Annotated in this window: 19 protein-coding genes; 9 read left to right on the top strand and 10 right to left on the bottom strand. The window is 67.2% G+C overall.

Going from position 1 to position 22,191, the window contains the following annotated elements; genetic code table 11:
* The first annotated feature begins 73 nt into the window (after positions 1-73).
* The 4 genes from putP (at position 74) to RF641_RS06760 (ending at position 6,278) form a co-directional block, all read left to right on the top strand.
* On the top strand, positions 74-1,579 hold the full coding sequence (gene putP / locus RF641_RS06775) for a sodium/proline symporter PutP (RefSeq protein ID WP_424572827.1): 1,506 nt from the start codon (positions 74-76) through the stop codon (positions 1,577-1,579).
* Between the two features lie 190 nt (positions 1,580-1,769).
* Positions 1,770-3,170 carry an NAD-dependent epimerase/dehydratase family protein gene (locus RF641_RS06770; RefSeq protein ID WP_052772480.1) on the top strand — a complete coding sequence of 467 codons (1,401 nt, stop codon included), beginning with the start codon at positions 1,770-1,772 and terminating at the stop codon, positions 3,168-3,170.
* Positions 3,171-3,433: 263 nt separating this feature from the next.
* Positions 3,434-5,056: a biotin carboxylase gene (locus RF641_RS06765; RefSeq protein WP_424572826.1), complete on the top strand. Its 1,623-nt coding sequence runs from the start codon at positions 3,434-3,436 to the stop codon at positions 5,054-5,056.
* On the top strand, positions 5,040-6,278 hold the full coding sequence (locus tag RF641_RS06760) for a serine hydrolase domain-containing protein (RefSeq protein ID WP_424572825.1): 1,239 nt from the start codon (positions 5,040-5,042) through the stop codon (positions 6,276-6,278). Before RF641_RS06765 ends, RF641_RS06760 begins: the two co-directional genes overlap by 17 nt.
* A gap of 71 nt (positions 6,279-6,349) precedes the next feature.
* On the opposite strand, the gene RF641_RS06755 is transcribed toward RF641_RS06760, so the two are convergent.
* Both RF641_RS06755 and RF641_RS06750 read right to left on the bottom strand, forming a co-directional pair.
* Entirely contained in the window at positions 6,350-9,085 is a 2,736-nt protein-coding gene (locus tag RF641_RS06755) for an aminotransferase class I/II-fold pyridoxal phosphate-dependent enzyme (RefSeq protein ID WP_424572864.1), read from the bottom strand.
* Positions 9,086-9,352: 267 nt separating this feature from the next.
* Entirely contained in the window at positions 9,353-10,318 is a 966-nt protein-coding gene (locus RF641_RS06750) for an Lrp/AsnC family transcriptional regulator (RefSeq protein WP_424572824.1), read from the bottom strand.
* Positions 10,319-10,558: 240 nt separating this feature from the next.
* Here RF641_RS06750 and RF641_RS06745 point away from each other — a divergent pair, with 240 nt between their 5' ends.
* Genes RF641_RS06745 through RF641_RS06735 form a run of 3 tightly spaced genes read left to right on the top strand, consistent with a single transcriptional unit; the run spans position 10,559 to position 13,287 of the window.
* Positions 10,559-11,305 carry a DUF5058 family protein gene (locus RF641_RS06745; RefSeq protein WP_424572823.1) on the top strand — a complete coding sequence of 249 codons (747 nt, stop codon included), beginning with the start codon at positions 10,559-10,561 and terminating at the stop codon, positions 11,303-11,305.
* A gap of 9 nt (positions 11,306-11,314) precedes the next feature.
* Complete coding sequence (locus tag RF641_RS06740) at positions 11,315-12,034, top strand: hypothetical protein (RefSeq protein ID WP_424572822.1); 720 nt, start codon at positions 11,315-11,317, stop codon at positions 12,032-12,034.
* Between the two features lie 44 nt (positions 12,035-12,078).
* Positions 12,079-13,287, top strand: a complete 1,209-nt coding sequence (locus RF641_RS06735) for an amidohydrolase (protein ID WP_047120019.1) — start codon at positions 12,079-12,081, stop codon at positions 13,285-13,287.
* Between the two features lie 6 nt (positions 13,288-13,293).
* Here the strand turns inward: RF641_RS06735 and RF641_RS06730 are convergent, their stop codons facing one another.
* From RF641_RS06730 to RF641_RS06715, 4 genes are all read right to left on the bottom strand, one after another.
* Complete coding sequence (locus RF641_RS06730; protein ID WP_113606948.1) at positions 13,294-14,109, bottom strand: HAD family hydrolase; 816 nt, start codon at positions 14,107-14,109, stop codon at positions 13,294-13,296.
* 28 nt (positions 14,110-14,137) lie between these two features.
* A complete protein-coding gene (gene ppgK, locus RF641_RS06725; protein WP_047120021.1) occupies positions 14,138-14,926 on the bottom strand; it encodes a polyphosphate--glucose phosphotransferase in 789 nt (262 codons plus the stop codon).
* 78 nt (positions 14,927-15,004) lie between these two features.
* Positions 15,005-16,075 carry an ROK family transcriptional regulator gene (locus tag RF641_RS06720; RefSeq protein ID WP_082123975.1) on the bottom strand — a complete coding sequence of 357 codons (1,071 nt, stop codon included), beginning with the start codon at positions 16,073-16,075 and terminating at the stop codon, positions 15,005-15,007.
* Complete coding sequence (locus tag RF641_RS06715) at positions 16,072-16,764, bottom strand: tyrosine-protein phosphatase (RefSeq protein ID WP_047120023.1); 693 nt, start codon at positions 16,762-16,764, stop codon at positions 16,072-16,074. The genes RF641_RS06720 and RF641_RS06715 overlap by 4 nt, the downstream gene beginning before the upstream one ends.
* A gap of 50 nt (positions 16,765-16,814) precedes the next feature.
* On the opposite strand from RF641_RS06715, the gene RF641_RS06710 reads away from it, so the two are divergent.
* Positions 16,815-17,846, top strand: coding sequence for an alcohol dehydrogenase catalytic domain-containing protein (locus RF641_RS06710; RefSeq protein ID WP_424572821.1), 1,032 nt, complete (start codon positions 16,815-16,817; stop codon positions 17,844-17,846).
* Positions 17,839-18,177 (top strand): CHY zinc finger protein, encoded by a 339-nt coding sequence (locus RF641_RS06705; RefSeq protein WP_424572820.1) that lies wholly within the window; start codon positions 17,839-17,841, stop codon positions 18,175-18,177. The genes RF641_RS06710 and RF641_RS06705 overlap by 8 nt, the downstream gene beginning before the upstream one ends.
* Here RF641_RS06705 and RF641_RS06700 read toward each other — a convergent pair.
* From RF641_RS06700 to RF641_RS06685, 4 genes are read right to left on the bottom strand one after another with little or no spacing between them, the layout of a single operon-like run.
* Positions 18,174-19,538, bottom strand: coding sequence for a mycothione reductase (locus RF641_RS06700; protein WP_053798735.1), 1,365 nt, complete (start codon positions 19,536-19,538; stop codon positions 18,174-18,176). The two genes, RF641_RS06705 and RF641_RS06700, sit on opposite strands and share 4 nt — an antisense overlap.
* 3 nt (positions 19,539-19,541) lie before the next feature.
* A complete protein-coding gene (locus RF641_RS06695; protein WP_047120026.1) occupies positions 19,542-19,985 on the bottom strand; it encodes a universal stress protein in 444 nt (147 codons plus the stop codon).
* Between the two features lie 45 nt (positions 19,986-20,030).
* Entirely contained in the window at positions 20,031-20,936 is a 906-nt protein-coding gene (locus RF641_RS06690) for a P1 family peptidase (protein WP_424572819.1), read from the bottom strand.
* A gap of 2 nt (positions 20,937-20,938) precedes the next feature.
* Positions 20,939-22,147 (bottom strand): NAD(P)/FAD-dependent oxidoreductase, encoded by a 1,209-nt coding sequence (locus RF641_RS06685; protein WP_424572818.1) that lies wholly within the window; start codon positions 22,145-22,147, stop codon positions 20,939-20,941.
* Positions 22,148-22,191 lie beyond the last annotated feature (44 nt).

Raw genomic sequence — 22,191 nt, 5'->3', positions numbered from 1 at the left:
GTGACTCGCACCACAAGACCCGCGTCCCGCCCCGGTACATCATCGCGGCGGGCAGAACAGGTTATGAGGAAACATGTCCGACCAGACTTTTCAGATGATCGCGATCGCGATCTACATGGCCGCCATGCTTGGCATCGGCTATATCGCGTATCGCCGCACCAACAACATCGATGACTACATGCTGGCCGACCGCGGCCTGAAGCCCTGGGTGGCTGCGCTGTCGGCTGGCGCCTCGGACATGTCCGGCTGGCTGCTCATGGGCCTGCCCGGTGCCATCTACCTGGGCGGCATGCACGAAGCCTGGATCGCCATCGGCCTGCTCATCGGCGCCTGGCTGAACTGGAAGTTCGTGGCCCCGCGCCTGCGCTCCTACACCGCCATCGCGCAGAACGCGATCACCATCCCGAGCTACTTCGAGAAGCGCCTGAAGGACGGCACGCACATGCTGCGCATTGCCTCCTCGATCATCATCCTGGGCTTCTTCACCTTCTATGTCTCCTCGGGCATGGTGGCCGCCGGCAAGTTCTTCGACTCCACCTTCAACTGGCCGTACATGACCGGCCTGCTATTCGTCGCCGGCATCACCCTGCTGTACACGCTGTTCGGCGGCTTCCTGGGCGCCTCGCTGACCGACATGGTCCAGGGCCTGCTGATGTTCGCGGCCCTGGTCGCGGTGCCGATCGTGGCAGTCCTGCAGGTCGGAGACATCAATACCCTGGGCCAGCGCATCACCGACGCCAACCCCGTGGCCTTCAACCTGTTCTCCTCCTTCGACGGCAACGGCACCTTCCTTGCCATCGTCGCGATCTTCTCCACCGCAGCCTGGGGCTTCGGCTACTTCGGCCAGCCGCACATCCTGGTGCGCTTCATGGCGCTGCGCACCCCGGCCGAGGCCAAGAGCGCACGCCGCATCGGCATCGGCTGGATGTTCCTGACCACCCTGGGCGCGGTGTGCACCGCACTGATCGGCATCGCCTACTTCGCCGACACTCCGCTGGACAAGTCCAGCAGCGAGACCGTCTTCCTGCTGCTCAGCCAGGTCTTCTTCCACCCGCTGATCGCCGGCCTGGTGCTGGCGGCGGTGCTGGCGGCGATTATGTCCACCATGTCCTCGCAGCTGATCGTCTGCTCCTCCGCGCTGGTGGAGGACCTGTACAACATCGCCGGCCGCAAGGCCTCCCCGAAGGCCCTGGTGAATCTGGGCCGCGCCGGCGTGCTGGTTATCGCGGTCATCGCCGTGCTGCTGGCGCTGGACCCGAATTCATCGATCCTCAAGCTCGTATCGTTTGCCTGGGCTGGCTTCGGCGGCGCCTTCGGCCCGATTGTGCTGCTGAGCCTGTACTGGCGCAAGCTGACCGCCATAGGCGCCTTCGCCGGCATGGTCTCCGGCGCCGTGGTCGTCTTCGTCTGGGGCAACATCCCAGATCTTTCGAATGCAATGTATGAAATCGTTCCTGGCTTCGCCATCAACCTGCTGGTTGCCTGGCTGGTGTCCCTGGGCACCTACCGCCACAACGAGCAGGTGCAGGAAGAATTCACCGAAATGGAGAACGAGCTCGGCGTCAAGGTCACCGCCTAAGCGCCGCCCGCGCCAACCTGCATATGGCTCCCGCCATCCCCGGACCCAGGGGACGGCGGGAGCCTTTGTTTTCCTCGAACAGCAGATCGCGTAACAGTCCGAGCACACGTCCGGTTCCTGCCCACCGAACAGCCTTCCACCAAGTAGCCTTGGGATAAGCCGCAAGCTCCACGACGCAGGGGGAATCTCGATGAGCAGCACCAAGAAGTTCACGCACTGGCAGCGCACTGAGTCGCAGTTCCTGGCGGCGGGCGCCGACGCCGTGTATTCGATCGTCGGAAACCTCTCGCAGACCGGGCACTGGATGAAGCAGCTGGGCTTCACGGTGCATGACGACCAGCGCGGAGTCGGCACCAAGGTGGACCTGCTGCCTCCGGGCAAGGTCTTCGGCCCGTTGCACCGGGCCACCGCGCCGTCCGGCTCCATCACCCGCCGCAACCAGGCCGCACGCATGGTCGAGTTCACCCAGCCTCAGCCCGGCGGTTCCATGGTGCTGCGCTGGCGCGTCGACGAGCACGAAGGCGGCTGCATGCTGCACTTCACCGTCGAGCTGCACGGACCGGGCACCACCGCCTTCAAGTTCACCGTGGGCAAGGACCTGTGCGAGGACTTCGCCGTGTCCGCAGCCCGGCTCTACCGGCTGATCGCCCACACCGCGCACATCAAGCTCAACGCCCATGTGGTCATTGCCGGCGGGCGCGGGTTCCTGGGCCGCAACCTCGCCGCGGACCTGGTCTGCCGAGGTGCCTCGGTGGCGGTGCTTTCGCGCACCCGCGAGGCTGATTTCCCCGCCGAACAGTACATCTGGGATGGGCAGCACCAGGGCCCGTGGACCGGTGCCTTCGCCAGCGACCGACCGGTGCACCTGGTCAACCTGGCCGGCGAGCGCGTGGACAAGCGCAACACCGCCCAGAATATCGCCGAACTGACAGATTCGAGGGTGCGCACCACCCGTACGCTGGCCGAGGCCACCGCCAAGGGCTCGAAACTGGCCACCTGGATCCAGTCCAGCACCACCGCGATCTTCTCCGATGCCGGCGAAACGGAACTCACCGAGTCCAGCCCCATCCCCACCGGCGAGCAGGCGCTGCCCGAGATGACCGGTGTTGCCGCCGCGTGGGAGAAAGCGTTCACCCAGGCTCAGGTCAATGCGAAGCACCGCTACATCCTGCGCACCTCCCTGGTCATGCATCCGGACGCCCCGTTGCTCGGCCCGCTGAATCTGCTGGCGAACACCGGGCTGGGCGGAAAGCTGGGCCACGGCAAGCAGTGGTTCAGCTGGATCGGCATGGAAGATTGGCTGCACGTCATCCGTTGCCTGCTGCGCCTTGAAGCACCTGAAATCCCCGACGGAATCGTGCACGCCACGGCCCCGAATCCGCTGCGCAACGAGGAAGTGATGACAGCCCTGCGCTCGCTGGCCGGGATGCCCGGTGTGCCGACCGGGAGCCTAATTCCCACGGTGGGCGCGGCGGTCATGGGCACCAATGCCCGGGTCATCCTGACAGGACGCAAGGCGACCAGCACTGTCCTTCGCGACGCAGGTTTCGAATTCAAGGAGCTGGATTTCGCGGCGACCGTTGGTCGCTAGCCGGATCCGGGATAGGTCGGTGGATCTTTCGTAGATCCTCCGGCCTTCGCCATGTCATTTTGGGTCACAAAAGCTCAGGCCGAAGCGCTGCCCGCAGCTTCGCGCCATGTCACCGGGCGGCAGCGGGCGACACCGGCCAATGTTCATCGGCCGTTCACCGCCCGGTGTTCCGGCGCTCACCGCAAGCGCTGAGCATGAAACTGTCACACCCCGTGCGCGCAGTGACCTGCCTCTTGACCGTTTGAGAAGGACCGACTACCGACATGGCCAATATTCTCGAAGCTTCATCCCACATCACACGTCCACGAATCCCGAAGCCCAGCGAGCTGTCCAAGCTGCGCCATCAGGTCCAGGCCACCGAAGGCTTGAACGCCAATGTCGCTACCGACGCCGCCTACAACGACGAGCCCCATCCCGAAGCGGCCCCGCGGGTGCTGCCTTTCGGACGGCAGCTGAAGAACATGAGCGAGGTGCGCCATTTCTTCCGGACCAATCAGACGCCGATCTATTTCATTGGCGCGACCCCGGTGAACCTGCTGGGGCTGGACCGCTGGGTTCGAAAGTTCAGCTACATCACCTATTACGACGGGTGGGACGGACAACATCCGCGCGTCTTCACCCCCAGTGAGAAACCCTATGTCGAATTCGACAGCGCCGAGGAGATCAACAACTGGCTGCTGGAGAACTCGGAGGTCCGCGAATTCATCGACTCCCAGCGCACCGTCGGCGGGCCGAAGCCCAAGGTCGCCATGGTGTTTTTCAACGAAGAGACCGAATCCATCTGCGAAGAGCTAGGCTACGACCTGATCCTTCCCCCGGCTGCGCTGCGCACCGAACTTGATTCAAAAATCGTCACTACCAAGCTGGGCAACGCCGCCGGAGCTCCCTCGGTGCCCAATGTGCTGGGCACCGCTTCCAGCTACCACGAGCTGATGGCCTTGGCGCGCAAGGGCAAGCTCGGAAACGACCTGGTGGTGCAAACCCCCTACGGCGATTCGGGCAAGACAACATTCTTCATCGCCAACGAAGAGAACTGGAACCAGTATTCGAAGTACATTCTCGGCGAAGACCTCAAGGTCATGAAGCGCATCAACAACCAGCCGGTGGCCGTCGAGGCGGTCCTGACCCGCTGCGGCACCGTGGTGGGACCGATCCTCACCGAACTGGCCGGTTACAAGGAGCTCACTCCCTACAAGGGAGGGTGGTGCGGCAATGAAATGCACCCAGATATCCTCACGGACTCGCAGCGAGCGCGGGCCATTGAGCTGGTGCGAAACGTCGGCAGCGGCCTGCAGAATACCGGGTACCGCGGCTTCTTCGAAGTCGACGTGCTGGTGGACACCGACACCGATGAGGTGTACCTGGGCGAATTGAATCCGCGCATCTCAGGGGCCAGCGCAATCACCAATGTCACCGCCGGCGCCTACGCGGACGTTCCGCTGTTCCTCTTCCACCTGCTGGAGTACCTCGACGTGGACTTCAAGCTGGACGTGGACGAGATCAACGAACGCTGGCAGGAGATGTCCGGGGCTGACGTATGGAGCCACATGATCATCAAGGAAACCGACGACATCCTCCAGTACCTGACCCACGCGCCGCGCACGGGCAACTACTACCTCGATTCCCGCGGCAAACTGCAATTCTCCCGCTCGGCCCTGGACTGGCACCAGCTTCAGAACCACAAGGAAGCGTTTTTCCTGCGCATCTACGGCGAGCACGACTACCGTTGGAAGGGAGCCGATCTTGGGGTCCTGGTCACCAAGGCCAAGCTTCAGTACGAAGGCAAAAAGAAAACCAAACTCACCATCGATGCCAAGCATTTCATTTCCTCCATCCGCTCCCAGTACAAGGGCATCGACGTTCCTCCCAATGACAATGGACATTGATTCGGCGGGCCCTCCCGGCGATGGCGTCCTTCCCGCCCGGCCTGAACCCGCAGGCGCCCTGTCCATCGCCAACTGGCAGGCCCCGCAGAACGTCAAGCGCTCGTTCCAGAACATCGCACGCATCCACCCGACCGTACGGGTCTCCCGCGGCGATGGGCCGATCGTCAAGCTGCCGCTGGCCGAGGAGAAGCTCGGCAAGCTCGAGGTCGCCAAATCCAGCTTCACCGATCCAGCCCTGACGGTGCGAGGAGTCATCCACGCGACGAATACCGACGCGGTGCTCGTCATCCACAACGGACGGATCCTATGGGAGAAGTACTACAACACGATGACCGCGCAGAGCGACCATCTGCTGATGTCGGTGAGCAAGACGCTGGTGGGCACCTTGGTCGGCGCACTCGCCGATGCCGGGCTGCTGGATGTGTCCCGGCAGGTGTGCAGCTACGTTCCGTCGCTGGCGCGCACCGGTTATGCCGGGGCCAGCGTGCGCGACATCCTCGATATGCGCTCGGGCATCCAGTTTTCGGAGGAGTATCTGGATCCCAACGCCGAGGTGCGTCTGCTGGAAGAGGCCATCGGCTGGGCGCCGGAGCGCGGATCAATCGGCCCGGTCGGGATGTACGACTTCCTGCTGACGCTCAAGGCCAAGGGACCCCATGGCGGACCGTTTGAGTACCGGTCCTGTGAAACCGACGTGCTGGGCTGGGTCTGCGAGGCTGCTGGCGGAGCTCCTATGCAGCAGCTGCTCTCCGAATACGTGTGGTCGAAGCTCGGCGCCCAGCAGGATCTGCTGATGGGTGTGGACCAATTCGGGACCGGAATGTTCGACGGCGGCTTCAACACCACGCTGCGGGATCTGGCCCGCTTCGGGCACCTCTACGTCAACGGCGGCCGCGCACTGACCGGGAAAGCGGTGCTTTCTCCGGCGTGGATTGAGGATACCTTCCGGCAAAGCGATGAGCTGTTCCAGGCGTTCGCCCAGTCGCCGGGAGAGAACCTGATGCCCGGTGGCCGGTACCGCAACCAGATCTGGTTCCCCAATCCCGCCACGAATGCGGCGGTGGCGCTGGGCATCCACGGGCAGATGATCTACATGGATCCCGCGGTGAAGCTGGTGGCGGTCAAGCTCTCCAGCTGGCCCTTGCCGCAGGATGCTTCTAAGCTCTTCCCCACCCTGCGGGCGTTCGAGGCCGTGGCACGGCACTTGGGATGCCCGGCCTGAACCCGTAGGCCGCAAAGCAACGCCCCGGCCGCTCTCTGGCAGCGTCCGGGGCGTTGCGGCGGGCTGCGCCGCTAGCTGTCGGCGGCGAATTCGCGCAGCGCGCGGTTCGTGAAGACCTGGTAGCCCAGGTCCGGATGGTATCCGTGGATCTCCCGGGTATCGAGCACGTCCATGTAGCGCATGATCTCCATGGTGACGACCTGCCCCGGCACCAGCACCGGGAAGCCCGGCGGGTACGGCGTGACGAACACCGCGGAAACCACCCGTTGCCCGGCGCCGATGCGCTCCTTGATCTGGGCCGAGGAGAGGAACTGGGTGGCCGGGTCCTGATACGTCAGGTAGTAGGCGGCGCGCATGTTGCCGCTGCCGCCACCACCGGCGAACTGCGGGGCAAATGAGCTGAAATCGGGAAGCGGGATCTGTCCCGGCCCCTCCACGGTGCCCATGGCCAGCACGCGGCCGTCGATCCGGCTCTGGCGTTCCAGGCCCTCGGCGATCTTCACCAGCACCTCGATCAGGTGCGCCGCGGCCGAACGGGTCGTGCCGATATTGGTCATCAGCAGCACCGAGCTGCGGCTGGTCTTGTTGACCTGAATCGAATGCCCGTCCATCAGGTAGGTGTGCTTGAACGTGTCCCCGTCCACTCCGGTCCGGCTGATGTCCAGCGTCAACCGCGACGGGTCGACCACCAGCTCGTCCTGCTGCCAGGATTCGTCCCAGACCGCCAGCCCGTCCCGCACCGGATTCGCCGTCCGCGTGCAGCGGTATTCCTCCGGGATCAGGTCCGCGGTGTTCAGGATGCGGAAGTACTTGCTCAGCAGCTTGTTCCGGCTGACTGCCCTGGCGATCGACTGGGCGAGGTCCACCTGCCGCTGGACCAGCGCGTAGCCTTCAAGTTCCGCCTGCCGGCGCCCGATATCCAGCGAAGCGAGGATCTGGTAGTTCGGCGAGGTCGAGGTGTGGGTCATGTAGGCTTCGCGGAACGTATTCAGGTTCCTGGCCGCGAAATCCTGGTCGTAGATGTGGATCATGGATCCCTGGCGCAGGGAGGTCAGGGTCTTGTGCGTCGATTGGGTTGAATACACCCGCAGGCGGACGGCCTCGGGATCCGGAATCAGCCGGGTGCGCAACCAGGCTTCGTCGTTGGCTGGATCCTGCGCGGTACCGGGCTCGGGCAGCGCGGCGGCCTGGGCCGCGTAGCGCTCCTGGTACTCTACGGTCTCCATTTGCGCTTCCATACGGGCCGCGGCGGTCATGCCGGTGCGCTGGCGGTAGACCGGATGGAAGCCGGCGAAGGCGAACCAGGCCTCGTCCCAGAGGAACACGAGGTCGGGCTTGATGGCGAGGCATTCCTCCATGACCCGGCGCGGATCGTAGATGATGCCGTCGAAGGTGCAGTTGGTCAGCGTCAGCATCTTGACCTTGTGCAGCAGCCCCTCGCGGCGCAGCTGCAGAAGCCGGCCCTTGATTTCCTGAAGCGGCACCGCGCCGTACATGGAGTGCTCGTTGAGCGGGTAGGCCTCCAGATAGCTCACGTTCGCCCCGGCCAGCACCAGCGAATAGTGGTGCGACTTGTGGCAGTTGCGGTCCACCAGCACGATGTCCCCCGGGGCGAGGATCGACTGGTGCACGATCTTGTTCGCGGTCGAGGTCCCGTTGGTGACGAAGTAGGTGCGGTGGCTCCGGAAGGCCCGGGCCGCCAGTTCGTGGGCCTTCTTGATGGAGCTCTGCGGGTCCAGCAGAGAGTCCAGCCCGCCGGAAGTCGCCGAGGTCTCGGCCAGCAGCAAGTTCTTGCCGTAGAAGTCCACCAGGTCGCGCGCCCACGGCGAATTCTTCACCGAGGCGGCCCGGGAGATCGGCAGCGCGTGGAAGACCCCGCCCGGGCGCTTGGCGTACTTCTGCAGCGCGGCGAAGAACGGGGTGTCGTAGCGGTCGGTGATCTCGGCGAGGATCGACAGATGCAAATCCATGCGGTCATTGCGCGAGAAAATGCGGCGGAAGCGCCCGGTGATCTCATGGGCGATGGATTCAAGCGCAACCCCGGCGATCAGGTACACCGGCAGCTCAGGGCGCAGCTTCTCCAGGATCTGTTCCAGGTCCAGCAGCCCCTGGATCTGGCGCCGGGAGGTGAAGTATCCCGCCATCCGCCCGGCGATGAAGTTCTGCAGCGTGGAACTGAGCCGGCGGCTGGATTCCAGCGAATACCTGGCCGAAAGCACCACCGACTGGATCGAGGGGTTGATGACGATCGCCGCCAGCGCGTCCTCGACGCTGGGAACCACCACGAAGTTGTAGTGGAACGGATCGGTGCGCTGGCGCTGCTCGAGGATTTCCTCCTTGAAGCGTTCGATTTCCTCCGCCGGGCCATTCTCCACCAGCAGGATCTCGACCTGCGGAACCGTGCGCGCGCCGTGCTGCTGGGGGCTGCCATGGGAGGCGCCTCGTTCAGCAGGCTCGGGCGCGGCGCTGTCATGGCCATCGGCATCGAAGTACTGGGTCTGGGTCCGGAAAGTCTGGTTGGCCTGGTAGACCAGATGCATGGCGTCCTCGTAGTGCCCGTCGGACATCAGGGCGGCCACGCGGTTGAAGTATTCAAGCCCCGGATTGGCCCAATAGGGTTCGATCGCGGACAGCAGCCCGAGCAGCCGCCCGGCTTCCTGCTCGTTCTCCCGTCGTCCGGCTTCGTCGACCGGGATGGAGGCGATCTCGCTGAGTACGTAGCCCAGGTGTTCCCACGCGTCTTTGCGTTTTCTCCACGCGCTCTCCGGCGTCGCGATTGCTTGCTTGTTGCTCTTGGCTAACCTCATCGTCACGGTTGCCGTTGTCCTCTCAGCTCTGCAGCACGAACCGATGCTCGATCGGTGACGGAAGCGTCCTGCGCTGCCTTCTAATCGAGACAATAGGCGAAATCTTGCGCCCTTTTGAGGCGCAGAAGCGCATATGACGGATTATGATCGGCTATCAGCCAAGAATTCTCCTGCCGTTAACCGGCTTCGCGTTCGCCTCAGCCGGGCTACTGCGCTGGCCCCGCCAACGGGACCTATCGGGTCCTGTCGGCTGCCGGGTGCGTCCGGCTACCGTCCGCTGGCCGTGGAGACGAGCCGTCCTCCGCGCTTGCGGGCACCGAGCACCACCGAGGTGCGCAGCTGTACCATCTGCTCCCAGTCGGTCTGCGCGATGAAGCGGTACAAGTCCTGCTGGGAAGGCACCGTCACGTCGACCAGCAATTGCGCGTCCCCGGCGATGGCCGCCAGATAGCGCACCTGCGGCAGCTGGCTCAGGCGCTGGCCCAACTCGTCGATGCGCTCCGGGGAGACCTGCACCCATAGCAGCGCTTCGACCGGAAGTCCCAGCAAGGCAGGCTCCACCAGCGTGCGGATGCTGATGTGCTCCCCGCGCAGCAGCGCCTCCACCCGGCGCGATACCGACGATTCCCCGAGTTTCACCTGGCGGGAGATCGCCTCGATGCTCGCCCTGCCGTCGCGGCGCAGCGCATCGATGATCGTCAGGTCCGTTGCGTCCAGCGCCTCGGTCGGATGCCATTCGGTGCGTTCGCCCCCGACCTCCGGCTCCAGCATCCGCAACTGCGCGGTGCTCAGGTTCCCGGCCCTCCAGCCCCTGATGGTCTTGAAGAATTTCAGGATCGGATACACCTGGATCTGGCTCAGCCCCGGGGTCGCCGGCAGCTGGAGGGTCAGGATGTCTTCCAGTCCCCCGTCGTAGTGCAGTTCGCTGACCACGTCGCTCTGCCCCGTCACCATATAGGTGAAGCTCGTGTCAGCTCGGGCCGACAGTGCCTCGCTGGCCACCGGAACCGTGCCCGGAACGCAGTTCAAGGCCGCGATCACCGCTCCGGCACGATGGCGGATGGCGGCGATGTTCACCTTGCCGTCCTCCAGCAACGCGGCCCCGTGCCGCGCCACCGTGCGTTCTGGCTCGTCCAGGACCTTGGCGATCTTGCGCCAGGTGGCCCGGCCGTCGACCTGGAGGGCCATGACTATGCGTTGCTCGAGTTCGCCCAACTCCTGAAAATCAACCATGACTTCAACTTTCGGGCTAATCCGACCGGGGCGCAACATTCGTCCGTCGGCTGACCGGCAGATGACGAATTCAGTTGCCAATTGCCCTATTGAACGACATCTGGACCCTCGAAATGCGGGAAATCGTCAGACACTTGGCAAGAATCCCCATTTCTTGCCATCGATGGGCATGCTCGGTCACCGTTAAAGCTACGAGATCCACCTCACACCGCACCTCGACCTCCCCCGCAAGGAACCACCATGCAAACGCCTTTAGCAGTGGCAGCCGCCGACCCGAGCTCGACGAACATCTGGGCCATCGCCAACACGCCGTTCCTCTGGATCTGTATCCTGGGCGTCTTCGCCGTCATCTTCGTCCAGACAGTGCTCTACGCCAAGGCCGCCACGGCCGCCGCACCGCACATCGAGATGCCGGTCCGCGAGCTGAAGGAGGCGTTCCGCGCTGGCGCGGTGGCCTCCATCGGCCCGTCGCTGGCAGTGGTGCTGGTCGCCATCGCGTTGCTGGCGCTGTTCGGCACCCCGGCGGTGCTGGTGCGCATCGGCCTGATCGGCTCGGCCGCCGCCGAAACCGCCTCGGCCAGCATCGCCGCCGGAACCATGGGCGCCTCGCTGGGCGGGGACAGCTACACCCAGCAGGTCTTCGCCGTCGCGTTCATGGCCATGAGCCTGTCCGGCGCGATGTGGATGCTTTGCACGCTGATCATGACCCCGCTGCTGAAGAAGGGCGGCAAGTCGCTGGCCAAGCGCAACCCGGCGGTCATGGCCCTGATTCCCACCGCCGCGCTGCTCGGCGCGTTCTCCGCGCTGACCATCGCCGAACTGCCGAAATCCAACGTGCACCTGATCCTGGTCGGGATTTCAGCCGCTGCTATGGGCCTGTGCCTGTACCTGGCCAAGGCCCTGCACCAGAAATGGCTCAAGGAATGGGCGCTGGGAATCTCCATCGTCATCGCCCTCGTATCCGCCTACTACCTGCACACCGCCTAAGGATTGACCATGAGCGCAACCTCGCTTTCCGCCAATGCCGCAGCCTCCATGGAGCGCTTCGACCGGCAGACCAGCCGCTACGGCTCCATCACCATGGCCCTGGGGTTGATCCTCTCGCTGGCCGGCCCGATCTACATCGCGTTCTTCAGCGGCATGGAAGTCACCGCCGGCATGGTCTGGGTGGCGCTGCTGGCAGTGGCCGCCACCTTCGGGGTGCTGTGGGTGGTCGAGCCGCTGACCTACTTCCCGATCCTCGGTTCCGCCGCCATGTACCAGGCGTTCATGATCGGCAACATTTCCAACAAGCTGCTGCCGGCGGCCATCGTGGCCCAGTCTGCCATTGACGCGAAGCCGGGCACCAAGCGCGGCGACCTTGCCGCGGTGATGGCCATCTGCGGCGCCGCCACCGTGCACCTGACCAGCCTGCTGCTGTTCGTGGGCGTGCTGGGCACCTGGCTGGTGCACAACATCCCCGCCGAGGTCATCGAGGTCGCCCGCCTGTACATCCTGCCTTCGCTGATGGGCGCGGTGCTGGTGCAGTGCATCGTCTCCATGAAGGCGCTGCGCCCGACCATCGTCGCGGTCGTCGCGGCCCTGCTGGTGAACTTCGTGGTGGTCCCGCTGGCCCCGGCCACCGGCGCCTTCGCCACCGCTTTGGTCGTCATCGCCTCCATTGTCTTCTCCTGGGTGCTGCGCAAGCGCACCACCCAGGCTTCCTCCGAGCACTAGCTGCCTTCCGCGAACCAGCCACTACAAGGAACCAGGACCCCGCCATGAGCCACTCCCTCAAACCGACCGCCGACATTCAGGCCGCCGTCCACGCTGACTACCTTCACCTGCATGCAAACCCCGAGTTGTCCATGCAGGAGCACCAGACCGCCGCCTACATCGAATCGAGGCTGGCCGCGCTGGGCATCGAGCACTTCCGCTGCGGCGGCACCGGGGTGGTCGGCGTGCTGCGCAACGGGCCAGGCCCGGTCATCGCCTTCCGCGCCGACTCCGACGGGCTGCCGATCAAGGAAGCCACCGGCGCGGAGTACGCCTCCACCGCGGTAGGCCAGCTGGCTGATGGCACCGAGGTGCCGCTGATGCACGGCTGCGGGCACGACACCCACGTGGCCAGCGCGCTGGGCGCCGCGGCGGTGCTGGCGCAGGGCACCGAAGGCTGGTCGGGCACCGTGGTCTTGGTGTTCCAGCCCGGCGAGGAGACCGGCGCCGGGGCGGCGGCCATGCTGGCCGACGGGCTGTGGGACAAGGCCCCGGTGCCCGAGGTGGTGCTGGGACAGCACGTTTTCCCCTTCGCCGCAGGCACCATCCACTTAACCCCTGAATCCGCCATGGCGCTGGCCGATTCGCTGGAGATCACGCTGCACGGCACCCAGGCCCACGGCTCCCAACCGCAGGACTCGATCGACCCGATCGTGCTCGGTGCGCACATCATCACCCGGCTGCAGACCATTACCTCGCGCGAGCTGGATCCGCGGGACGCCGCGGTGGTCACCTGCGGCTCCTTCCACGCGGGCCTGAAGGAGAACATCATTCCTGACCGGGCGGTGTTCACGCTGAACATCCGCACGCTCACCGAGGCGGTGCGCGAGAAGGTGCTGGCGGCGGTGACCCGCATCGTCACCGCGGAGGCGGCCGCCTCCGCCGCGCCACAGCCCGAGATCACCACGCTGTACCGCTTCCCGCGCCTGTTCAACGACCCGGAGCAGACCGGCAATGTCGCCACCGCGCTGGCCAGCGAGTTCGGCGAGGACCGGGTCAAGCTGGTGGCCCCGCTGATGGGCTCCGAGGACTTCGGCGCGCTGGGAGACGCCATCGGGGTGCCGAACGTGTTCTGGATGTTCGGCGGTGCGGATCCGTCGGACCCGGCGCCGGCTGGCAACCATTCGCCATTCTTCCTGCCCGAGTACCGCGGCGCCTTGGACACCGGCGTACGCGCGGCACTGGCGGGCATCGGGCACTACGTGGGCTGCTAAGGGCGGCTACAGGCTGCTGCGCCCCTCCAGGTAGGCGCGCAGCACCTGCAGCACCCCGTGTTCGGTGTTGGCCGGGGCGGTGAAGTTCGCCGCCTGCGCCACCTGCGGGTGCGCATTGGCCATGGCGAAGGAATAGCGCGCCCGGCCCATCATCTCCAGGTCGTTCGGGTAGTCTCCGAACACCGCGGTCTGCTCGGCGCTGATCTGCAGCGACTCCTGCAGCCGGCCCAGGGCCAGGCCCTTGTGCACGCCGTGGTTCATGGCATCCACCCAGTGGCTTCCGGAAACCACGACCTGAAGCGGGACATCCAGCGCCGCGGCCATCTGCGCGACCTTGCCGGTGCCCACGTTCACCGCCATCTTAATGATGTCATCCTGCACCAGGTGCAGATCCTGGACCACTTCCACCGCGCGGTAGTAGGGAGCGATGGCCCGGGCGAAGGCCGCATCGCCGCGCTCCACGTAGGCGGTGCGCCGTCCGCACAGCACCAGTCCCGCGTCCAGCTCCCGCTGGCCGCGTACCGCGTCGACGACCGCCGCCACCGGCTGGGGGTCGATGATGTTCGAATACACCTCGGTCTGCCCGCGCATCACCACGGTGCCGTTCTCCGCGATGATCGGGATCACGCCCAGCCGGGCGAACTGCTCGCTGAGGGTCGCGTACTGGCGGCCCGAGGCGGGTACGAAATGCACTCCGCGCTCCTGCAGGTCGGCAATGACCTGCCAGGCCTCGTCGGGGATCATCCCTGCCCCGTCCAGGAAGGTGCCGTCCATGTCGACGGCGACGAGCTTGAGGCGGGCGGCGGGGTCAATGGTATGCATCGGTTCCTATTTCGGTGGCGGGTGGCCGCTAGTGGTTCATCGCCCGGTGCGCGGCTCCAAGCACTCCGGCGGCGTTGTTGTACTGCGCCGGCACGATGCGTGCGCGCAGTTTCAGCTGCGGCATGAATTTCTCGTGGTCCGCCGAGACCGCCCCGCCGATCACGATCAGGTCGGGGCTGCACAGGAATTCCACGTGGGCCAGGTAGCGCTGCAGGCGCTGGACGTACTGCTCCCAGCTCAGGTTCTCCTCGCGGATCACCCGGGCCGCGGCGCGGGATTCGGCATCCGCCCCGTCGATTTCCAGGTGGCCGAATTCGACGTTGGGGAACAGCAGCCCGTCGCGGAAGAACGCCGAGCCGATGCCGGTGCCCAGGGTCAGCACCAGGGTGCTGCCGGCGCGCGGCCTCCCGTCGAGGCTGCCTGCGCCGGCGAAGACCTCGGCCATGCCGGCGGCGTCCGCGTCGTTCAGCACGCTCACCTCGCGGCCCAGCACGCCGCCGATCAGGGCGACCGCATCCAGCCCGATCCATGCGCTGTCGATGTTCGCTGCGGAGTGCACCACCCCGCCGATCACGATGCCCGGCACCGTGACGCCCACCGGCACGCCGGCCAGGTCGCTGCCTGCCTGCTCCTGCAGGCCGGTCACAATGTCCGCCATCGCCTGGGCGACGGCGTCCGGATGCGCGCCGGCAGGGGTGGGCGCGTGGCTGAAGGTGCTCTCGACGAGTTTTCCTTCGGAGTCCACCATGCCGTACTTGATGGACGAGCCGCCCATATCCAGGCCGATGGCTGCATAGGGCGAGGCGGAAGCTGGCATGAGAACTCCATTCAAAATATTTAGGACTCTTTACAATATCTAGCGCCCGGCCTGCGGTCAATGGTGCGACGTGGCGGCTCACGCGTGGCGGTAGGCGCTCCACAGCTCGGCCAGCGCGCGGCGGCGCGCGGCGGCCAGGGCCCCGTCCAACGCCCCGGTCCCGCCCTGCGGCGAATACTCGATGTCGGGACCTGCCAGCGGCACGATGCCGCGCAGCCGCTCCGCCAGCTTCTCGGTCAGCGCGGCGCTGGCCCCGGGGCCGGTGACCACCAGCGCGTCGGGATCCAGGTAGCCGAGCAGGTTGCCCAGCACCTGCCCCAGCGGCTCAAGCAGCGCCGGCCACATCTGCGGGTCGCTCAGCTTCTCGAACAGGACCCTGGTTCCCACCAATCCCCCGGAGTCCAGGTGCTCCAGCAGGGTGCGTCCCTGCAGCCGCTGGGTTTCCAGCTCGCCGACCAGGCCATGGCGCCCGCGGTACACCCGGCCCTCGATCACCAGCGCGGAGCCGAGACCCGCGCCCAGGTAGAGCAGCAGCATGGAGCCGGCGCGCCGGGAGTATTCGGCCACCGCCATCCAGTTCACGTCGTTGTCCAGCAGCGTGGCAGGCGAATCGAACAGCCCGGCCAGATCGGCGCCGGACGCCGCGAAGATCGGGGTGGGCACCACCCGCGTGGTGCCGTCCTCGCCGTGCAGCACCGGGGCGGCCTGGCTGATGCCCGCGGCCAGCCGCGGCGAGCCGAGCTCGGCCTGCAGCTCGTCGCGCAGCGCCCGGGCGGTGTCCAGCAGCTGCTCGGCGCCGGTGGAGGTCTGCACCGGGCTGATGCGCTCGGCCAGCACGGTGCCGGTCACGTCGCTCGCACGCAGCGCCAGCCGCTCGGCGCTCAGATCCACCCCCAGCACGTGCCCGTAGGCGGTGCGCAGGGCGTAGCGTTCGGGAATGCGACCGCGCTTGCCCTCGGCGCTGGAACGCCCCTCGGACACCAGCCCGAACTCCTGCAGGCGCAGGATCGACTGCGACGCGGTGGGCTTGGAGATGCCAAGCCGCGCGGAGATCTCGGTGCGCGTGGCAGGGGCCTGGGCCAGCAGCCCGAACACCCGTTCGTCGGTCAGCGCCGCCAAGGCCCGTGGACCCGCGTTCTCAGCGCTCAACTGGCCACCACCAGCTTCTCGCCCAGGGTTTCGAGCTGCGCGCGGCCAAGCCCGTGCAAGAGCAGGTAGTCGGCGATCGACCCGGTGCGGCGGGCCGCGTCCAGCGCCTTGTCCAGTCCGGCCACGGAGGTGCCGACCAGCAGCGTGCGCATCTGCTCGGTCATCGCCACCCCGTGCTCGCCCATGCGCCGGGTCATGGCCGCCAGCCAGTCCCCGGACAGCGCCGCGGTGGAGGCGGCGTAGTCTTCCATGACCGCGTCCTTGTCCGCGCCCACCGCCATCAGCACCATGGCCACGCCCACGCCGGTGCGGTCCTTGCCAGCGGTGCAGTGCACCAGGGTGGCGCCGGATTCGGCGATGCCCGCGGCCAGCGTGGCCCAGGTGGGGCCGTGCAGCTCGACCAGCGGCTCGTAGATCTCATCCAGCGTGGACAGGTGGCCCACCGCGCCTTCCAGCAGCGGCAGGTGGGTGCGGATGGTGCCGGCGAAGCTGGCAGGGAAACCGGGCAGGTATGCGGTCTCCTGGGTGCTGCGCAGGTCGTAGATGCGCTCGATGCGCTGCTGCGCCACCCAGTCGGCCAGCTGCTGGTCGACCAGATGCGGGGCGGCGGAGCGGAAGAGCACCCCGGCGGCGATGCGCCCGCCCGCGGCGGGCATTCCCCCTGCTTCACGGAGGTTGGAAAGGAACATGCTCACATCCTAGGCTTGAACCAGCAACCCATGCCAACGCAAGGAGCATCATGCGCGCCACCTATCTGCTCGGAGACTGCGCGGTTGAACTGCGCGAGGTGCCGGATCCGGTGCTGCTGGTGCCGACCGACGCCCTGGTCGACATCACCGCAAGCTGCATCTGCGGCTCGGACCTGCACCACTACCACGGCCCGGCGGTCGCCGCCCGCCCGATCGGCCACGAATTCGTCGGCCGGGTCGCCGAGGTAGGCTCCGCAGTGTCCACTCTCAAGCCCGGCGACTTCGTGATCGCCCCCTTCACCATCAACTGCGGCAGCTGCGAATTCTGCCTGCAGGGCCTGACCACTTCCTGCCTGCGCGCCGGCTCCTGGGGCCGCACCAACTCCCGGGACTCCGCCTGCCAGGCCGAGGCCATCCGCGTCCCGCTGGCCGACGGCACGCTGTTCAAGGTCGACGCCGCCGTCGACGACGCGCTGCTTCCCAGCCTGCTGGCGCTGTCCGATGTCTACGGCACCGGCTACCATGCCGCGCGCAGCGCCGGGGTCTGCGAAGGCGACACCGTGGCGGTCATCGGCGACGGCGCGGTGGGGCTGCTGGCGGTGCTCGCTGCCAGCCAGCTGGGCGCCGAGCGCATCATCCTCATGGGCCGGCACGCGGACCGCACGGACCTGGGCCGCGAGTTCGGGGCCACCGACGTGGTCTCCGAGCGCGGCGAGGAAGGCATCGCCACAGTGCGCGAGATGACCGGCCACGGCGCGGGCAAGGTGCTGGAAGCCGTGGGGCTGCTGCCGGCCTTCGAGCAGGCCATCGGCATCGTGCGCCCGGGCGGGACGATCTCCCGGGTGGGTGTGCCGCAGTACGCCACCGGGCCGGTGGGCCGCGAGTTCTTCGGCCCCAACGTGACCCTGACCGGCGGGGTGGCCCCGGTGCGCAGCTACATCGGCGACCTGCTGCCCGGGGTGCTGGAGGGGCGGGCCAACCCCGGCCGCGTCTTCGACAGCGTGCTGCCGCTGGACCGGGTGGCCGAGGGCTATGCGGCCATGGAGGCGCGCACCTGCCTGAAGGTCATGCTGCGTGGCTAGCGGATCCCGGCAGGTGCGCGGGGTGGACATGGATTCGCAGACCCGCTGCGCGCACTACCGCCAGCTCATCGACGTCATCGCGCTGCGCCATGCCTGCTGCGATGCCTGGTACCCCTGCCACCTGTGCCACCGGGAGCTGGCCGACCACCCGGCGGTGCCGTGGCCGGCGGCGCGCGGGACCGAACCGGCGGTGCTCTGCGGGGTGTGCGGGCACGAGATGACAGCGGCCGAATACCTGGGCACCGGGTCCTGCCCGGCCTGCCAGGCGTTGTTCAACCCCGGGTGCAAGGCGCACGCCCCGCTGTACTTCGAGCCGCAGCTGCGGCCCTAGAGCCTTCCTGACTCCGGGACCTCCAGCCCCAGCAACGCGTTCTCCGCGACTTCCATGAGCGCCGGGTGGATCCAGTACTGCCCGCGTGCCAGGGTGTGCGCGTCGATGCCCAGGTTCATGGCGGTGACCAGCGGTTGGATCAGGTTCGCCGCCTCGTAGCCGAGCACGTGGGCGCCCAGGATGCGTCCGTCGCGCTTGTCCGCGACGACCTTGAACAAGCCCTGCTCGTCTTCCATGGCCCAGCCGTAGGCGGTGTCCGCGTACTTCTGGGTCTTGGCCGTGGCATGCTCGCCGATTTCGGCGCGGGCCTGGGCCTCGGTCAGCCCGATATGCGCGATTTCCGGGTGGGTGAAGACCGCGGCGGGGATGTCGGCTTCCGAGACTTCGCGCAGGTCCTCGGGGTGCTCCAGGTTGTGGGCGACCACGCGCGCCTGGTGGTTGGCCGCGTGCTTCAGCTGCTGCTCGCTGCTGATATCTCCCAGCGCGTAGAGGCCGGGGACCGGTTCTCCGCTGCGCATCACCCGCTGGAACTGGTCCACCTGCAGCCGGCCGTCCGGGTGCAAGTCAAGGCCCGCCGGCGCGGTGAACTCGGTGTTCGGGCGGCGTCCGGTGGCGACCAGCACGGCGTCCGCGGTGAAGGTCCCGGCCTCGGTGCGCACGCTCAGCCCTTGCGGCCCGGCGGCAATTGACCGCGGCTCCGCATGCAGCTTCACGTCCCAGTCAACCTGGGTATTAAAAGCCTCGCAGATTTCCTCGTCCAGGTATTTGAGCAGCTTGTCCCCGCGCACCAGCTGGGTCACCTCGGTGCCCAGCCCGGCGAAGATCGACGCGAATTCGCAGGCGATGAATCCGGCGCCGATCACCAGCAACCGCCGGGGCTGCTCGATGCGCATGATGGTGTCCGAGGTGTGCACCCCGGGAAGGTCGATGCCCTCGATGTCCGGCAGCACCGGGGAGGATCCGGCAGCCAGCACGATCTGCTCCGCGTGGATTTTCTCGCCCTCCTCGGTGAGCAGGGTGTGCTCGTCGAGCAGCTGCACGCGGCCCAGCAGCCGGACGTTGTCCGCCTGCTGGCGGTAGTCCAGCCCGCCGGCGGAGATCGGGTCGATGCGCGCGAAGATGCGGTCGCGGATGGCGGCGAAGTCGGCACGTCCCGGGGGCAGCTGGATCCCGAGCTTCTCGGCTTCCTGCCAGGTGCGCGCCAGCTGGGCGGGCCTGACGAACATCTTGGTGGGGATGCATCCCACGTTCAGGCAGGTGCCGCCGAAGACGCCGGATTCGGCGATCGCGACCTGCTTGCCGTCCCAGAAGGGGGTGAGCAACGAGTTGCCCGAGCCGGAGCCCACGATCGCCAAATCCACGGCCTAGGCCTCCGGCAGGTTGATGATCTGCTGCGGGACGACCAGCACCGGGCGGGTCTGCTTCTGCGCCAGCGCCACCGCAATCGAGCCGTCGATGAACTGGGCCAGCTTGTTGCGGATGCCCGGGCGGCGGGTGCCGATCACGATCATGCGTGCGTCGACCTCCTCGGCCACTGCCATCAGCACCTTGGCGGGATCGCCTGGCACGTTGTGCAGCTCGTAGTCCACGCCGGCCAGGTGCTCGGCGACCAGTTCGGCCAGCTCGGCCGGAAAGTCGGCTTCTGCGGTGCCCAGCACGTTGCTTTCCGGAAGGCGTTCGGTGACGTACCGGCCGGAATCCGCGTAGATCACCTGGACCTTGGCCCTCAGGTCCGCGGCGATCGACGCGGCGGTGGCCAGGACGGATGGGGCTTGGCCGGGTTCGATGCCGACTACAACAGTGCTCATTGGCGCTCCTTCGTTCTGACTACCAAATTACCCTGTTCTCCGCCATCAGGCATCTTTGCGCGCCGCGCAGGCGATGGCGCGGGCGGTGGCAGAAAGGGCCAGCAAGCGCACCGTGTCCACGTCCGCGTCCACCCGTCCGGTGGCGGCGGCGATGAACGCGTCCCCGTCCAGCCTGGTGTGCGGCGGTTGCAGGGCGCGGGCCAGGCCGTCATGGGCGCCCTGGGCGATCAGGTGGCAGCTGGTTTTGTCCAGCTTCGCATTGGTGAACACCACCCCGATGGTGGTGTTGGTGCGCGGGGGCTGCGCCCCGCCGCTGCGGGCCGCCGCGGCCAGCGCCTCGAACACCGCTACGGAGTCCAGGGACGGCTCCTCGCCCGGAGCCAGCACGTCGCCGAAGGCGTTGACCGCGCACAGCGCGCCGACGACCAGCTCGCCGAGGCGCTGCTCCGCGTAGACCAGCCCGCCCGGGTAGGAGTCCTCCCGGCGCCAGCGTCCGGCGCGGGCCCCGGTGCCGGCGCCCAGCGCCCCGACGGCGACCCTCCCGGCGGATTCGGGCGCGGCGGCGGCCGCGGCGGCCAGGTAGCCGGACTCGGCATCCGGCCGCGCGGTGCCCTCGGCTAGGTCGAACAGGCCCAAGGTGGGCACAATGGGCACCCGCCCGGCGGGGGTCTGCACCCCGCGCCCCTGTTCCTGCAGGAAGCGCATGACCCCGTCCGCGCTGGCCAGCCCGAAGGCCGACCCGCCGGTGAGCAGCGCCGCGTCGACCTGCTGCACGGTCATCAGCGGGCCCAGCACATCCAGCTCGCGGGAGGCAGGGGCCCCGCCGCGCACCTCCACGGAGGCGACGGTGCCTTGGTCGAACAACACGACCGTGCACCCGGTGCCCTCGGTGCTCCAGTGCCCGATCGACACCCCGGGGACGGTGACCTCCAGGTCGCCTGGGGCCGGCACGCCTACAGGTCCCCCAGCTCGATGGCCGTGTCTTCCAGCCGCGCCGGATCGATCTGCCGGCCCACCAGCCCGCGCAGCGTGTCGTTCACATCCCAGATGTTCACGTTCGCGGCGGCGGTGATCCGGCCTTCGCGCAGCCAGAAGATGATGAACTCGTTCTCGGAGCCGCGCAGCACGGTCTCGTCCCCCGGCGCGGCGTCCCCGACGTACTCCATGCCCAGGTCGTACTGGTCGGTGAAGAAGTAGGGCAGCCAGTCGTAGGCCTGGTCGGCCCCGGTGAGCGTGGCGGCCGCGAGCTTGCCTTGGCGGATCGCGTTGTCCCAGTGCTCCACCTGCAGCTGGCGGCGCAGCCGGGTATTGAACGCCTGGGCGACGTCCCCGATGGCCAGGATCTTCGAGTCGCTGCTGCGCAGCGAGGCGTCCACCACCACGCCGCGGTCGACGTCCAGCCCCGCGGTTTCGGCCAGCTCCACGTTGGGCACCGCGCCGATGGCCAGCAGCACCACGTCGGCGCGGCTGCTGCCGATGTCGGAGATGACCTGCAGGTGCCCGTCGGCCAGCTCGATGCCTTGCACCCGGGTGCCGGTGCGCACATCCACGCCGTGGCCCTGGTGCAGCTCCAGCAGGTGGTGGCCGAAGCGTTCGCCGAAGACCTTGGCCAGCGGCACCTCGTCCGGGGAGTAGACGGTCACCCGCGCCCCGAGCGAGCGGGCGCTGGCGGCGACTTCCATGCCGATCCAGCCCGAGCCGACCACCGCGACCTGCTTGCCCTGGGTGATCTCGGTTTTCAGCGCGTCCGCGTCCGCCAGGCTGCGCAGCGTATGCACCCCGGGCAGGTCGTGCCCGGCCATCGGCTCCTCCCCGCCCAGCCGCGAGCGCGCGCCGGTGGCCAGCACCAGCGCGTCGTAGTCCAAGGTGGTGCCGTCGGCCAGCACCACGTGCTGGTGCTTGCGGTCGATGCTGATGGCGTGCGTGTCAAGGCGCAGATCCACATGGTTTTCCGCGTACCAGGCGGCGGTATTCACGGTGAAGTCCTCCACCGTGTCGCTGCCCTGCAGGTAGCCCTTGGACAGCGGCGGGCGTTCGTAGGGCAGCGAGGCTTCGTCCCCGATCAGCCGCAGCACCCCGTCGTACCCGCGGGAGCGCAGCTCGGAGACCAGGGTGGCCGCGGCCAGCCCCGCGCCAATGACAACAATCGTTTCCGGATTCATCGATCGCCTTTCACGCGTAGGTGTCCTTCGATCCTCACATGTCG

It is taken from the genome of Arthrobacter sp. 'calajunan' (genome assembly GCF_046940185.1).
GTDB classification, from domain to species: domain Bacteria; phylum Actinomycetota; class Actinomycetes; order Actinomycetales; family Micrococcaceae; genus Glutamicibacter; species Glutamicibacter soli.
The sequence above is the reverse complement of the archived record's forward strand: the minus strand, read 5'-3'. Positions and strand labels throughout refer to the sequence as shown.